This is a genomic window from Arthrobacter pasteuri (assembly GCF_054510955.1).
In genome coordinates, this window is sequence record NZ_JBTNDO010000001.1 from 1,465,659 (window position 1) to 1,479,179 (window position 13,521).

Annotated in this window: 13 protein-coding genes and 1 tRNA gene; 10 read left to right on the forward strand and 4 right to left on the reverse strand. The window is 69.2% G+C overall.

What is annotated here, in order from left to right; genetic code table 11:
• Positions 1 to 63: 63 nt before the first annotated feature.
• Positions 64 to 140, forward strand: a tRNA-Pro gene (locus ACX80H_RS06895).
• Positions 141 to 190: 50 nt separating this feature from the next.
• Here the strand turns inward: ACX80H_RS06895 and ACX80H_RS06900 are convergent.
• The 3 genes from ACX80H_RS06900 to purD form a co-directional block, all read right to left on the reverse strand.
• The gene (locus ACX80H_RS06900; protein ID WP_459312020.1) at positions 191 to 1,180 is read right to left on the reverse strand and encodes an NHL repeat-containing protein; all 990 of its coding nucleotides are present in this window, start codon (positions 1,178 to 1,180) and stop codon (positions 191 to 193) included.
• Between the two features lie 216 nt (positions 1,181 to 1,396).
• Positions 1,397 to 2,296, reverse strand: a complete 900-nt coding sequence (locus ACX80H_RS06905; protein WP_459312022.1) for a phosphoribosylaminoimidazolesuccinocarboxamide synthase — start codon at positions 2,294 to 2,296, stop codon at positions 1,397 to 1,399.
• Positions 2,293 to 3,585, reverse strand: a complete 1,293-nt coding sequence (gene purD, locus ACX80H_RS06910) for a phosphoribosylamine--glycine ligase (protein WP_459312024.1) — start codon at positions 3,583 to 3,585, stop codon at positions 2,293 to 2,295. Before purD ends, ACX80H_RS06905 begins: the two co-directional genes overlap by 4 nt.
• 178 nt (positions 3,586 to 3,763) lie before the next feature.
• On the opposite strand from purD, the gene ACX80H_RS06915 reads away from it, so the two are divergent.
• Genes ACX80H_RS06915 through paaZ form a run of 4 tightly spaced genes read left to right on the forward strand, consistent with a single transcriptional unit; the run spans position 3,764 to position 8,754 of the window.
• Positions 3,764 to 4,972: a thiolase family protein gene (locus ACX80H_RS06915; protein ID WP_459312026.1), complete on the forward strand. Its 1,209-nt coding sequence runs from the start codon at positions 3,764 to 3,766 to the stop codon at positions 4,970 to 4,972.
• Positions 4,969 to 5,760, forward strand: coding sequence for an enoyl-CoA hydratase/isomerase family protein (locus ACX80H_RS06920; protein ID WP_459312028.1), 792 nt, complete (start codon positions 4,969 to 4,971; stop codon positions 5,758 to 5,760). Before ACX80H_RS06915 ends, ACX80H_RS06920 begins: the two co-directional genes overlap by 4 nt.
• Positions 5,757 to 6,656, forward strand: a complete 900-nt coding sequence (locus tag ACX80H_RS06925) for a 3-hydroxyacyl-CoA dehydrogenase family protein (protein WP_459312030.1) — start codon at positions 5,757 to 5,759, stop codon at positions 6,654 to 6,656. Before ACX80H_RS06920 ends, ACX80H_RS06925 begins: the two co-directional genes overlap by 4 nt.
• A 10-nt stretch (positions 6,657 to 6,666) precedes the next feature.
• The gene (paaZ, locus tag ACX80H_RS06930) at positions 6,667 to 8,754 is read left to right on the forward strand and encodes a phenylacetic acid degradation bifunctional protein PaaZ (RefSeq protein ID WP_459312032.1); all 2,088 of its coding nucleotides are present in this window, start codon (positions 6,667 to 6,669) and stop codon (positions 8,752 to 8,754) included.
• 38 nt (positions 8,755 to 8,792) lie between these two features.
• On the opposite strand, the gene ACX80H_RS06935 is transcribed toward paaZ, so the two are convergent.
• On the reverse strand, positions 8,793 to 9,422 hold the full coding sequence (locus tag ACX80H_RS06935) for a TetR/AcrR family transcriptional regulator (RefSeq protein ID WP_459312034.1): 630 nt from the start codon (positions 9,420 to 9,422) through the stop codon (positions 8,793 to 8,795).
• Between the two features lie 155 nt (positions 9,423 to 9,577).
• On the opposite strand from ACX80H_RS06935, the gene paaA reads away from it, so the two are divergent.
• From paaA to paaE, 5 genes are read left to right on the forward strand one after another with little or no spacing between them, the layout of a single operon-like run.
• Positions 9,578 to 10,597, forward strand: a complete 1,020-nt coding sequence (gene paaA / locus ACX80H_RS06940; protein ID WP_459312036.1) for a 1,2-phenylacetyl-CoA epoxidase subunit PaaA — start codon at positions 9,578 to 9,580, stop codon at positions 10,595 to 10,597.
• 2 nt (positions 10,598 to 10,599) lie between these two features.
• Complete coding sequence (gene paaB, locus ACX80H_RS06945; RefSeq protein ID WP_459312039.1) at positions 10,600 to 10,920, forward strand: 1,2-phenylacetyl-CoA epoxidase subunit PaaB; 321 nt, start codon at positions 10,600 to 10,602, stop codon at positions 10,918 to 10,920.
• A complete protein-coding gene (gene paaC, locus ACX80H_RS06950; RefSeq protein ID WP_459312041.1) occupies positions 10,917 to 11,744 on the forward strand; it encodes a 1,2-phenylacetyl-CoA epoxidase subunit PaaC in 828 nt (275 codons plus the stop codon). Before paaB ends, paaC begins: the two co-directional genes overlap by 4 nt.
• Entirely contained in the window at positions 11,741 to 12,313 is a 573-nt protein-coding gene (gene paaD, locus ACX80H_RS06955) for a 1,2-phenylacetyl-CoA epoxidase subunit PaaD (protein WP_459312043.1), read from the forward strand. The genes paaC and paaD overlap by 4 nt, the downstream gene beginning before the upstream one ends.
• The gene (gene paaE / locus ACX80H_RS06960; protein ID WP_459312045.1) at positions 12,313 to 13,476 is read left to right on the forward strand and encodes a 1,2-phenylacetyl-CoA epoxidase subunit PaaE; all 1,164 of its coding nucleotides are present in this window, start codon (positions 12,313 to 12,315) and stop codon (positions 13,474 to 13,476) included. The genes paaD and paaE overlap by 1 nt, the downstream gene beginning before the upstream one ends.
• The last annotated feature ends 45 nt before the right edge of the window (positions 13,477 to 13,521 follow it).

Consider the following 13,521-nt stretch of genomic DNA (forward strand, 5'->3'; position numbering starts at 1 on the left):
GCTGATCCTCGGCTATTCTTGGACAGTTGCTGTTCGGGAGGTTCACGCCTTCCGAAGCAACACCGGGGTGTGGCGCAGCTTGGTAGCGCGCGTCGTTCGGGACGACGAGGCCGCAGGTTCAAATCCTGTCACCCCGACCAAGAAGGCCCGCCGGCAGACGCCGGCGGGCCTTTCCCATAGCAGGACGCGGTCAGCGGGCCGCGGTGGTCACGACCTCGTACCCGCCGGGATCGACGACGCCGAACTTCGCATTGGCGAGCGCCAGGGTGTTGCCGAAGAGGGCCACCGTGGTGGGGACGTCGAACGCATCGCTCCTGATGACGTCCTCGACCACACCGCTGGAGAGATCCTTCGACAGGTCGATCCGGCTGACCTGGTTGATCCTGTTCTGGACGGCGTAGAGCGTGTCGCCCTTGGCGAGGATGCCGTCGACGTTCGGCAGCGCCCCCGTCGCGATGACGGCGCTGGCCCCGGTCTCCGGATCCACCGTGTAGACGGCCTGGTTCGCCGAATGCGCCACGATCAGCGTCCTGCCGCGATCCACGGACGTGATGCCGTTGAGGTTGAACCCCGGCGTCACCAGTGCCGCCGGGCCGGACAACGCGATGGTTTGCAGTTCACCGAGCGCTCCCCCGCGTTCCACCGGGATGAAGTAGAGCTCGGCGCTGCGGGAGTTGGTGAAGTACGCGCCGTCCCGCGTGAGCGTGACGTCGTTGATGAACGCGTCACCGGTCGTGAGCTGGATGTTCGCCACCGGAGCACCGGTGCGGGTGTCGTAGACGTAGGCCTGACCCGTGGCGCCGCCCGCGACGAACAGCAGGTCGTTGCGGACGTCCGCCTTCAGGCCGACGGCCACCCGGCCGTCGGGTGCGTCGATGAAGAGTTCGGCCGTGCCGCGGCGGACGTCCCCGCGGTAGATGTCGCCGTCGCCGAGGTCGCCGGCGTAGAACGTGTTGCCCCTGCCCGCGGCGATGCCCTCCGCTCCCGACGCACCGGGGAGGGGGATGATGCTGTCCTGGTGCCTGGAGAAGGCGGGGGCCACCTGGCTGGACGGCGAGGGAGGGGCTGCGGCGGCGGCGGTGCCCGGCAGCAGGAGGATGCCCGCCGCAACGGCGGCAACGGCGGCGCGTGGTGCCCGGCGGGCGGTCGATCGGCCCGTGGTGTTCTGGCTGGTGTTCACTGTGCTCCTCGCTGGTGCGACGCGAGGGCCCCTTCCGGAGGTTCCGCACGGCGCTGTGTCGCATGAGATCTGGAGAGGGGTCGAACAGTCGATCATCGTGCAGTGCGGCCGGGTCCGTCCCGTGGCCGGGTACCGACCAGGGCCGGACGGCGATCACATTCCGGTCACGCCCCATCGTGCCCGTCCAGCCCCCGCTACGGCAAGGCCTGCAGAGCCTCAGGCGAAGGTGCGCCCGGTCAGCCGTTCGTACGCCTCGATGTAGCGGGCACGCGTGCGCTCCACGACATCCTGCGGCAGGGCCGGCGGTTCGGAGTGGCGGTCCCAGCCCGAGGCGTCGGACGTCAGCCAGTCGCGCACGAACTGCTTGTCGAAGGAGGGCTGTGCCTGCCCGGGTGCATAGAGGGCGGCATCCCAGAATCGCGAGGAGTCCGGGGTCAGCACCTCGTCCCCGAGCGTGATGCGGCCGGTGAGGGGGTCGAGGCCGAACTCCACCTTGGTGTCCGCGAGGACGATGCCGCGCTCCCGGGCGATGGCCTCGGCCCTCGTGTAGATGTCGAGCGTCAGTGACCGCAGCTGCGCTGCGGCGTCGTCGCCCACGGTCATGACGACGGCGTCGTAGCTGATGTTCTCGTCGTGCTCGCCCACCTCGGCCTTGGCCGACGGCGTGAACAGGGCCGGCTCGAGGCGCGAACCGTCCACCAGCCCGGCGGGCAGCGGCAGGGAGCACACCGTCTGCGACTCCCGGTACTCGACCAGCCCGCTCCCGGTGAGGTAGCCGCGGGCGATGCACTCGATCGGGTACATGGCGAGCTTCCGGCAGATCATGGCCCGGCCCTCGACGGCGGCAGGCACACCGCCGGCTACGTCGGAGGCGATCACGTGGTTGGGGATGCCGGTGAGCCGCTCGAACCACCAGAGGCTGAGCTGCGTCAGCACACGCCCCTTGTCGGGGATCTCCGTGGCCAGGACGTGGTCGTACGCGCTGATCCGGTCGCTCGCGACGACGAGGACGACGTCGTCGCGCCCGTCCTCCGGTTCGTACAGGTCCCGGACCTTGCCGGAGTAGACGTGCCGCCAGCCGGGCAGCTCGGGGTGGGCGGGGGCGAAGGTGCTCATGCCGGAGCCGCCGCGGGCCCGGTGACCGTGACTTCCGAGCGGGAGGCCTTGAGCGCGATGTCCGTCCGGTACTGGCCACCCTCGAGCTCGATCAGCTCCAGGCTCTCGTAGGCGGTGGACCGCGCGTCCTCGAGGGAGTCCCCCAGGCCGACGACGGCGAGCACGCGGCCGCCGGCGCTGACCACCTTGCCGTCGCGGAGTGCCGTGCCGGCGTGCAGCACGTGCGCGCCATCGACCTTCGCGGCCTTCTTGAGCCCACGGATGCGGCGCCCGGTCGCCGGAGCATCGGGGTAGTTCTCGGACGCGAGCACGACGGCGACGGCCGTCTTCGGCGACCAGTTGAGCTGATCCACCTGGTCGAGGGTGCCCTTCGCGGCAGCGAGCAGCACCCCCCCGAGCGGTGTCGTCAGCCGGGCGAGCACCGCCTGCGTCTCGGGGTCGCCGAACCGTGCATTGAATTCGATGACCCGCATGCCGCGCGAGGTGAGGGCGAGGCCGACGTAGAGGACACCGGCGAAGGGTGTGCCGCGGAGGGCCATCTCGTCGATCACGGGCTGCGCGACGCGTGCGATGACCTCGTCGACGAGGTTTGCGGGAACCCATTCCAGCGGTGAATAGGCGCCCATGCCCCCGGTGTTGGGGCCCTGGTCCCCGTCGGAGATGCGCTTGAAGTCCTGGGCCGGCGCGAGCGGGACCACGGTGCTGCCGTCGGAGAGGACGAACAGCGAGACCTCGGGTCCGTCGAGGTATTCCTCGATGACCACGCTGCCGCCTGCCTCGAAGCACGCCGACGCATGCGCACGGGCCGCCTCGAAGTCGTCGGTGACGACGACGCCCTTGCCGGCGGCGAGCCCATCGTCCTTCACGACGTAAGGGGCGCCGAAGGTGCACAGCGCCTCGTTCGCCTCCTCGTCCGTCGCGGCCACCCGTGCCATCGCCGTGGGTACGCCGGCGGCAGCCATGACCTGCTTCGCGAACGCCTTGGACGCCTCGAGCTGGGCCGCGGCCTTCGTCGGACCGAAGACGGGGATGCCCGCCTCCAGCAGCGCATCCGCGACGCCGGCGGCGAGCGGGGCCTCGGGGCCGATGACCACGAGGTCGGAGCCGAGCCGGCGGGCCAGCCCGGTCACGACGGCGGGGTCGTTCGCGTCGACGTCGTGGGTCGGAACGTCCTCGGCGATCCCGGCGTTGCCGGGGGCCGCGTGCACCTCCCGGACGTGTGGGTCGGCCAGCAAGGCCCGGACGATGGCATGTTCGCGGCCTCCGGGGCCCAGCACAAGAACCTTCACAGTAGGACAGCGTACTGGAGTGGGTTCCGCCGCACACAGAGCCCATCCCCCTGTTACGCCAGCCGGCAGGATGGCCAGTATTGACGGGCTCTGATCTGCGTGGGATTCTCGGGTGAACGAACGGTCAGTAACTAGGAGTCGATGGCGACCCCAAGCCCGTCGTGACAGGAGCCACCTCATGCCTGCACCTCCCCAAGCCTTCCTGGTCGGTGGCAGGCGCACTCCGGTCGGACGGTACGGCGGATCGCTGGCGAGCGAACGCCCCGACGACCTGGCCGCTCTGGTGGTCCGGCAGGTGGTGACCGACGCCGGGATCGACCCCCACGACGTCGACGAGGTCATCCTGGGCAACGCCAACGGTGCCGGTGAGGAGAACCGGAATGTCGCCCGTATGGCATGGCTGCTGGCCGGCTTCGGGGACACCGTGCCCGGGATCACCGTCAATCGGCTCTGTGCTTCCGGGCTGAGTGCGATCACGATGGCCTCCCACATGGTGAAGGCCGGAGCGGCGGATCTTGTCGTCGCCGGCGGCGTGGAGTCGATGTCCCGCGCCCCGTGGGTGATGGAGAAACCGACCACGGCCTATGCGAAGCCCGGAGAGGTCTTCGACACCTCCATCGGCTGGCGGTTCACGAATCCCGCCTTCCGGAAGATCGACAAGATGACGTTCTCGATGCCCGAGACCGCAGAAGAGGTGGCGCGGGTCGACGGCATCACCCGGGAGGACGCCGACGCCTTCGCCGTGGCGTCCCACGACAGGGCGATCGCCGCGATCAAGGCCGGCTCCTTCGACCAGGAGATCATCCCGGTTCCGGTTCCGGAGCGGAAAGGGCCCGGGACCGTCGTCGATACCGACGAGGGCCCGCGCCCCGGCACGACGATGGAGGCCCTGGCCGGGTTGCGCCCGGTCGTGTCCCACGGCTCGGTGGTCACCGCCGGGAACTCCTCCTCCCTCAACGACGGGGCCTCCGCGATCCTCGTCGCCTCCGAGGCCGCCGTGACGAAATACGGGCTGGTTCCGCGGGCGCGCATCATCGACGGCGCCTCCGCCGGCGTCCCCCCGCACATCATGGGCCTCGGGCCCGTCCCTGCCACGCAGAAAGTGCTCGAGCGCGCAGGCTGGAGCATCGACGACCTCGGTGCAGTCGAGCTGAACGAAGCCTTCGCGACGCAGTCCCTCGCCTGCATCCGGCGCCTGGGGCTGGACCCTGCCGTGGTCAACAGGTGCGGCGGGGCCATCGCCCTGGGGCATCCCCTCGGTTCGTCCGGTTCACGCCTGGTGGTGACCCTGCTCGGACGGATGGAGCGCGAAGGAGCAGCACGGGGGCTGGCGACCCTGTGCGTGGGCGTCGGCCAGGGAACCGCCCTCCTCGTGGAGGCGCCGTGACGGACCGGCAGCTCGGTGGAGAGTTCACCACGCTGCGGATCGAGGAACGGGAGGACCGCCTCTCCGTCACCCTCGACCGCCCCGCAGTGCGCAACGCCATCGACGCCACCATGGTCGAGGAGCTGCACACGGTGTGCGGCTACCTGGAGCGCCTGCCGAAAATCCTGATCATCTCCGGCACCCGCTCCGACGGCACAGGGGTCTTCGCCTCCGGAGCCGATATCGCCCAGCTCAGGGAACGGCGCCGCGACGACGCCCTGGCCGGGATCAACTCGCAGATCTTCGACCGGATCCACACGCTGCCCCTGCCCGTGATCGCCGCGATCGACGGCTTCGCCCTGGGCGGAGGCGCGGAGCTGGCCTATGCAGCCGACTTCCGCATCGCCACCCCCGACCTGAGACTGGGGCAACCCGAGGCCGGCCTGGGCATCATCGCCGCCGCCGGCGGACTGTGGCGGCTCAAGGAGCTCGTCGGCGAGCCCGTCGCGCTGGACATCCTGTTCGCGGGGCGGATCCTCGACGCCGAGGAGGCCCTCGCCCTGCACCTGGTGACCGAACTCCATGCCCCCGACGACCTCATGGCCGCTGCGCACGCACTGGCCGACCGCATCGCCCGGCAGGATCTCCTCGCCGTGCGGATCTCCAAACGCGTGTTCGCCGCGCCCCGGTCAGCCCACCCGCACATCGACGAGCTCGCCCAGGCCGTGCTGTTCGAGTCCCAGGCAAAGTTCGACCGCATGCAGGCCTTCCTCGACCGCAGGAAACCCTCCCACCAGGAGCACGAATGAGCTCCGCACCGACCATCCCGACCATCCCGGCTGTCACGGGTGTCCTCGGCGGAGGCCGGATGGGCGGTGGCATTGCGCACGCCCTCCTCGTCGCCGGCTCGACGGTCACGGTGGTCGAACGCGACGACGCAGCGGCCACCATCGCCCGCGGACGGATCGAGCGTGACCTCGCCGCCTCCGTGGAGCGCGGGACCGTGGACAGCACCTTCGGGGAGCTCGCGGGCCGGCTCACGGTCTCCCTCGACCTCGCCGATCTCGCGCAGGCCGGGCTCGTCGTCGAGGCCGTCCCCGAGTCCTGGGACGTGAAGGTCTCCGCCCTGCAGGACGTCGAACGCCACCTCTCCCCCACCGGATGGCTCGCCACGAACACGTCCTCGCTGTCCGTGGACGGACTGGCCGGGCAGCTGGCGCGGCCCGAACGGTTCTGCGGCCTGCACTTCTTCAACCCTGTACCGGCATCGAAGCTCGTCGAGGTCGTCCTCTCCAGGCACACATCACCCGAGCTCAGGGACCTCTCCGTGCGGTGGGTCCGGGACCTCGGCAAGACACCGGTCGTGGTGCACGATGCGCCCGGCTTCGCCTCGTCCCGGCTGGGCGTCGCCATCGCCATCGAGGCCATCCGCATGGTGGAGGAAGGCGTCGCCTCACCGACCGACATCGACAACGCCATGGTCCTGGGCTACAGGTTCCCGGTGGGTCCGCTCGCCCTGACGGACATCGTCGGCCTGGACGTGCGCCTCGGGATCGCGGAGTACCTGGCCTCCACCCTGGGCCCCCGGTTCGAGCCCCCGCAGCTGATGCGGGACATGGTCGATCGCGGAGAACTGGGCCGCAAGACCGGCAAGGGCTTCTTCACCTACGACGACCAGATCCCCCTTCCGCCGACATCGCAGTGAAAGGACCCCCGTGGCACTCCAAACCCGGACCATCCTCCCCAGCTACATCCGGGGCCGATGGTGGACTCCGGAGAACCCGCAGACGGTCACCGAGATTCTGGATGCGTCGACCGGCGAGACGGTCGCCCGTGTGTCGACGGACGGGCTCGACATCAGGGCGGCCATCGAGTTCGGGCGCACGGTGGGCCAGCGCTCCCTCGGGGAGTACACCATCCACGAACGAGCGCTCAAGCTCAAGGAGATCGCCCAGTACCTCACGGAGCACAAGCAGGTGCTCTACGACGTCTCCTACCTCACCGGAGGCACGTTGAAGGACCACTTCTTCGACGTGGACGGCGGAATCGGCACCCTCTTCACCTTCTCCTCCAAGGGTCGCCGCGAACTCCCCAACGCGAACGTCATCATCGACGGCGCCGTCGAGCAGCTGTCCAGGGACGGATCGTTCCTGGGCGAGCACCTGTACTCCCGGATGCCCGGCGTCGCCGTGCAGATCAACGCCTTCAACTTCCCGGTCTGGGGTTTCCTCGAGAAGTTCGCCCCCTCCTTCCTCGCCGGCATGCCGACCATCGTGAAGCCCGCGACTCCCACCGGGTACGTCACCGAGACCTGCGTGCGGCTCATGGTCGACTCCGGGATCCTGCCCGAGGGATCGCTGCAGCTGATCTCCGGATCGGCCCGGGACCTGCTCGATCACCTCGACTACCGGGATCATGTGGCCTTCACCGGATCCGCCGGGACGGCGCAGGCCCTGCGTTCTTCCGACAGGGTCCTCAACGGTGGCATCCGGTTCACCGCGGAGACTGACTCGCTCAACGCCGCCATCCTGGGTCCGGACGCCACGCCGGACACCCCGGAATTCGACGCCTTCGTGAAGGCCGTCTTCGTCGAGATCACGTCGAAGGCAGGGCAGAAATGCACCGCCATCCGTCGCGTCATCGTGCCGCGGGACCGCGTCGAGGACGTCGTCTCGGCGGTCGCGGAGCGGGTGCAGCAGCGGGTGGTGATCGGCGACCCTCGTACCGAGGGCGTCACGATGGGCGCCCTGGCGTCCAAGAAGCAGCAGTCCGAAGTCCGCAAGGCCGTGGAGCGACTCGTGGGAGCCGGCGGTACGATCCGCCTCGGGGGTCCGGACGCCCCGACGGGCGCCGATGAGGCCGCAGGAGCCTTCTTCCCCGTCACCATCCTGTCCTTCGATGATCCACTGACGCCGGAAGTGCATGTCGTCGAAGCCTTCGGCCCGGTCACCAGCGTCATCGGCTACACCGACATCGACGACGCGGTGCGCCTGGCAGCCCTCGGCGGCGGCTCACTCGTCGCGACCGTCTGCACCAATGACGGCACTACCGCAGCCCGCTTCGCCGCCGGCATCAGCGCCCATCACGGCCGCCTGCATTACCTGAACCGGCAGGACGCCACGACGTCGACCGGCCACGGCTCCCCCATGCCCCACCTCATCCACGGCGGGCCAGGGCGTGCAGGCGGCGGCGAGGAACTCGGCGGCGTCCGCGGCGTCAAGCACTACATGCAGCGCACCGCGATCCAGGGTCCGCCGGACATCCTCACCGCCGTCACCGGGGTCTGGCATCGCGGCGCCGCGGCGGAAACCGTGACCCGCGAGAGCGTGGATGACGGCACGGCCGTTCATCCCTTCCGTAAATCGCTGGAGGAGCTGCGCATCGGTGACCAGTTCGCGTCCGACCTCCGCACGGTGACCCTCGAGGACATCAGCGATTTCGCCGGGACGACCGGCGACAGCTTCTACGCACACACCGACGAGGAGGCTGCTGCAGCCAACCCGTTCTTCCCCCGCCGGGTCGCGCACGGCTACCTGCTCGTCTCCTGGGCTGCGGGGCTGTTCGTCGACCCCGCGCCGGGTCCCGTCCTGGCGAACTACGGCCTCGAGAACCTGCGGTTCATCACGCCCGTGACCTACGACGACGCCATCCGGGTGACCCTGACGGCCAAGCAGATCACCCCGCGGGTGACGGACGAGTACGGAGAGGTGTGCTGGGACGCGACCCTGCACAACCAGCGCGATGAGATCGTGGCGACCTACGACGTGCTGACCCTGGTCGCGAAGACCTGGCCTGCCGGCTGATCAGGCAGGCCCAGCCATCGAACCGGGTACCGGTCCCGTCACGGAGCGCGCAACCCGGAGAAGGCGAGCGCGACGACGGTGTCGGCGAGCTCACCGGTGGACTTGCCGGTGGACTTGCCGGCCTCGGGCCGGTACCAGTCGACGATCGAGTTGATCATGCCCAGCAGCAGGCGGGCGGCCGACCGGCTGCTAAGGTCGGTGCGCAGCGAGCCTTCTCCCTGGGCCCGTTCGATGAACGCTGCGACCTGACCGGTGATGGAACGCCGGCGCTCGAGCGCCCGGAGTTCGACGTCCGAGTTGCCCCGCAGCCGCAGCAGGAGGGTCACGTAGGGCATCTGCTCGACGAGTACGGACACCGTCCGCCGCACCACGTGCTCGAGCCGCTCCAGCTCGGACACGGCGGCGCTGTTCTCGGAGGCGAGAACCTCCTCGAGGGCGTCGAGGGCCCGGTTCAGGGCCTGCTCCAGGATCTCCTCCTTCGAGGAGACGTGGTGGTAGATGGCGGACTTGGAGATCCCGAGGTGCCCGGCCAGGGTTCCCATCGACGTCGCGTCGTACCCGTGGAGGTTGAAGACGTCCACGCACACGCGCAGCAGCGTCTCACGGTCGTAACCCGGCCTGCCCCGGCGCGGCGTGTCCGTCGGCGCGGGCGCCGGTGCGTTCGTCATGAGGACCTCTGTTTCGACGGAAAGGACGGGCCTGTTGCTCCGAGTCTAGAACGGGCTGCGCCGCCTGGGAGCGTTGACGTGACCCTGCGAACCTTATATCCTGAACGAACGGTCAGTCAGTCGGTCCGCTGGCCTGCCACTTCGGAAGGCACACCATGACGACGCAGACTCCCGGACTCCGCTCCGTTCCCGCCGCCGCTGAGCAGCCCGCCCCCTCCGACGAGGACCGTGCCGGGCAGGAGCACTTCGACCGCATCATTGCCGCCGACTCTCGGGTCGAGCCACGGGACTGGATGCCTGAGGCGTACCGCAGGACGCTCGTCCGCCAGATCTCCCAGCACGCGCATTCCGAGATCATCGGCATGCAACCGGAAGGTAACTGGATCTCCCGCGCGCCCTCACTGAAGCGCAAGGCCATCCTCATGGCCAAGGTGCAGGACGAGGCCGGACACGGCCTGTACCTCTACTCCGCCGCCGAGACGCTGGGAACCCCCCGCCACGTCCTCACCCAGCAGTTGCTGGACGGCAAGGCGAAGTACTCCTCGATCTTCAACTACCCGGCCCGCACCTGGGCCGACATGGGGGCCATCGGCTGGCTGGTCGACGGCGCCGCCATCGCCAACCAGGTCCCGCTGTGCCGCGTCTCCTACGGCCCCTACGGCCGGGCCATGGTGCGCGTCTGCAAGGAGGAGTCCTTCCACCAGCGGCAGGGCTTCGAGATCCTGCTCGAGCTCTCCCACGGAACGCCCGCACAGAAGAAGATGGCGCAGGACGCAGTGAACCGCACGTACGGCCCGGCCCTGCAGATGTTCGGCCCTCCCGATGAGGACTCCCCCAACTCCCAGCAGTCGATGGCCTGGAACATCAAGCGTTTCTCCAATGACGAGCTGCGCCAGCGCTTCGTGGACATGATCGTCCCGCAGGCCGAGGCGCTGGGGCTGAGCCTGCCCGATCCCGACCTCAGGTGGAACGAGGATCGTGGACATTACGACTACGGCCAGCTCGACTGGGACGAGTTCAAGGCCGTGGTGTCCGGCAAGGGCCCCTGCAGCGTCCAGCGCCTGCAGACCCGCCGCAAAGCCCACGACGACGGCGCCTGGGTCCGCGAAGCGGCAGCAGCATACGCCGCCAGGATGGCCACGCAGCGTGCCTCGGCCGCGCTCGCAGGAGCCTGACCATGAACCCCGGCACCCCTACCGCTGAGGGCGCGACGCCGTCTGCTGCGTGGCCGCTGTGGGAGGTGTTCGTGAGGTCCTCGCGCGGACTCTCCCACGTCCATGCCGGGTCGCTGCACGCCCCGGATGCGACCATGGCGATACGCAACGCCCGCGACCTCTACACGCGTCGCAACGAGGGCACGTCCGTGTGGGTCATCCCCTCGGAGGCGATCACCGCATCGGATCCCGACTCCAAGGGCGGCTACTTCGAATCCCCGCAGGGCAAGAGCTACCGGCATGCCACCTACTACACGAAGAGTGAAGGAGTGAAGCACCTGTGAGCTTCGCGTCCCACGACTCCGCCACGAGGATCAGTGCCGGCAGTGCTATCAGCGCGGAGGAGATCGCCGCCGCCGGCACCAGGGCGCCCGAGGACGTCGCCTCCTACGCCCTGTGGCTGGGCGATGATGCCCTGATCCTCGCCCAGCGCCTGAGCGGGTGGATCGCCCACGCCCCCGAACTCGAGGAGGACGTGGCGCTGGCCAACATCGCCCTGGACCTGCTCGGGCACGCCCGCTTCTTCCTCACCTACGCGGGCACGGCGTGGGGCAGGACCGAGGACGACCTGGCGTACTTCCGGGACGAGGAGGAATTCCGCTCGTGCCGCCTCGTCGAACAGGAGAACGGCGACTTCGGACGAACCATCGCGCGCCAGCTCATCTTCTCCTTCTACCAGTACGAGCTCTACCGCCGGCTGGTGTCCTCCACGGATCCCACGCTCGCAGCCATCGCCGACAAGGCCCTGAAAGAGGTGCAGTACCACCAGGACCACGCACTCCAGTGGGTGCTGCGCCTGGGCCTCGGCACCGCAGAGTCCAGACGGCGCATCCAGGCCGGCTTCGACTACCTATGGCCCTACGTCGATGAGCTGTTCCACGACGACGACCTGGTCCGCTCCCTCGACGGCGTCGCCGTGCTGCCGTCCTCCCTCCGCCCCGATGTCGACCGGCGGATCAGCGCCGCCCTCGGGGACGCCGGCCTCGATCTGCCCGGCGTCCCCGGCGCCTACGGAGGAAACCGTTCCGGGGAGTTCAGCGAGCAGCGCGGCCACATCCTGGGCGAGATGCAGGTGCTGGCCCGTCAGCACCCGGGCGCGACCTGGTGACCGGAAGCACGACCGCCCCGGAGGAGAAGGGCGCGACGTACCCCACGGGCCACGAGCTGCGGCCCACCTCCGCCGATGCGGGCCGGGTATGGGACATCGCCGCCACCGTCGACGATCCGGAGGTGCCCGTCCTGTCCATCGCCGACCTCGGGATCCTCCGGGATGCACGGATCGACGGCGACCATGCCGTCGTCGTCATCACACCCACCTATTCCGGGTGCCCCGCCATGGAGACCATCAGCACGGACGTGACCCGGGCCCTGAACACCGCCGGGTACGCCGACGTCAGGATCGAGCTCGTCCTGCAGCCGGCCTGGACCACGGACTGGATGAGCGCCGAGGGCCGCCGCAAGCTCGTCGAGTACGGCATCGCGCCGCCCACGGGGGGCATCGCGCCGCCCACGGGGATGGCCGCCGTCGGACCCGTCCGCCTCGGCCTGACCGTCAAGTGCCCGCGGTGCCACTCGCTGAACACCCGCGAGATGACGCGCTTCGGGTCCACCGCCTGCAAGGCCCTCCACGTCTGCAACGACTGCCTGGAGCCCTTCGACTACTTCAAGGTCCACTGATGCCCGACACCCTCCCCGGACCGACCAGGCGTCGGGCCACGTTCAACACCCTCGAGGTGACCTCGGTACGCAGGCTCACCCCGGACTCGGTCGAGGTGGCCTTCGCCGTGCCCCCCGAACTCATCAGCGACTACAACTACCTTCCGGGTCAGTACGTCGCCCTCCGCGCGATGATCGACGGCCACGAGGTACGCCGCTCCTACTCCATCTGCGCCGAACCCGTTCCCGGGGAGATCCGGGTCGCCATCAAGCAGGACCTCGGCGGAGTGTTCTCCTCCTGGGCCAACGAGTCCCTCAGGGCAGGTGACCGCCTCGATGTCATGAACCCGCAGGGGGCCTTCACCTCCCGGCTCGGGCTCACCACGATGAACAACGCGGAAGAGCTTGCCGCGGAGGAGGTCGCCCTCAACGCCTCCGTGCACCTCGTGGCCTTCGCCGCCGGTTCCGGCATCACCCCGATCATGGCCATCGCCAGGGCTGTGCTGCGTGCCTCCGACTCCTCGACCTTCGACCTGGTCTACGCCAACCGCTCGGCGATGGACGTCATGTTCGCCGAGGAGCTCGGCGACCTGAAGGACAAATATCCCTCCCGGCTCGCGGTCTACCACGTCCTCTCCCGTGAGCAGCGCATCAGCCCCCTGATGTCCGGGCGCATCGACGGCGACAAGCTCGACGACATCCTCGACGAGGTGGTGCAGGTGGACCGTACCGACGAGTGGTTCCTCTGCGGCCCGTTCGAACTCGTCCAGCTCTGCCGCGACAGCCTCGCGGAGCGCGGCGTCCCCGAGGAGAAGATCCGCTTCGAACTCTTCACCACCGGCAGACCCGAGAGCCCGGAGGGCCAGCAGGGCCGTCGCGTCGAGGCAGACCCCGCCGGCGAGAATTACTGCATCACCTTCACCCTCGACGGGCTCTCCGGCGTCGTCGAATCGCCCAGGAGTGCCCGCGAGACCGTGCTGAACGCCGCACTGCGCGTCCGCTCCGACGTGCCGTTCGCCTGCGCCGGCGGCGTCTGCGGCACCTGCAGGGCCAAAGTAGTCTCCGGCGATTTCGTCATGGAGGAGAACTACGCCCTGGAGAAGGACGAAGTCGACAATGGCTTCGTCCTCACGTGCCAGACCCGGCCGACGTCCGATCAGCTCGTGGTCGACTTCGATGCCTGAACTACCTGAACACCATGCCGGGTCCTCCGGCTCCGTCGCGAAGGA

Bases quoted from the DNA above. Each gene is read 5' to 3' on its own strand.
- paaA (WP_459312036.1), top strand. From the start codon at position 9,578: ATGACGACGCAGACTCCCGGACTCCGCTCCGTTCCCGCCGCCGCTGAG.
- paaE (WP_459312045.1), top strand. From the start codon at position 12,313: ATGCCCGACACCCTCCCCGGACCGACCAGGCGTCGGGCCACGTTCAAC.
- paaB (WP_459312039.1), top strand. From the start codon at position 10,600: ATGAACCCCGGCACCCCTACCGCTGAGGGCGCGACGCCGTCTGCTGCG.
- ACX80H_RS06935 (WP_459312034.1), bottom strand. From the start codon at position 9,422: ATGACGAACGCACCGGCGCCCGCGCCGACGGACACGCCGCGCCGGGGC.
- ACX80H_RS06925 (WP_459312030.1), top strand. From the start codon at position 5,757: ATGAGCTCCGCACCGACCATCCCGACCATCCCGGCTGTCACGGGTGTC.
- ACX80H_RS06905 (WP_459312022.1), bottom strand. From the start codon at position 2,296: ATGAGCACCTTCGCCCCCGCCCACCCCGAGCTGCCCGGCTGGCGGCAC.
- ACX80H_RS06915 (WP_459312026.1), top strand. From the start codon at position 3,764: ATGCCTGCACCTCCCCAAGCCTTCCTGGTCGGTGGCAGGCGCACTCCG.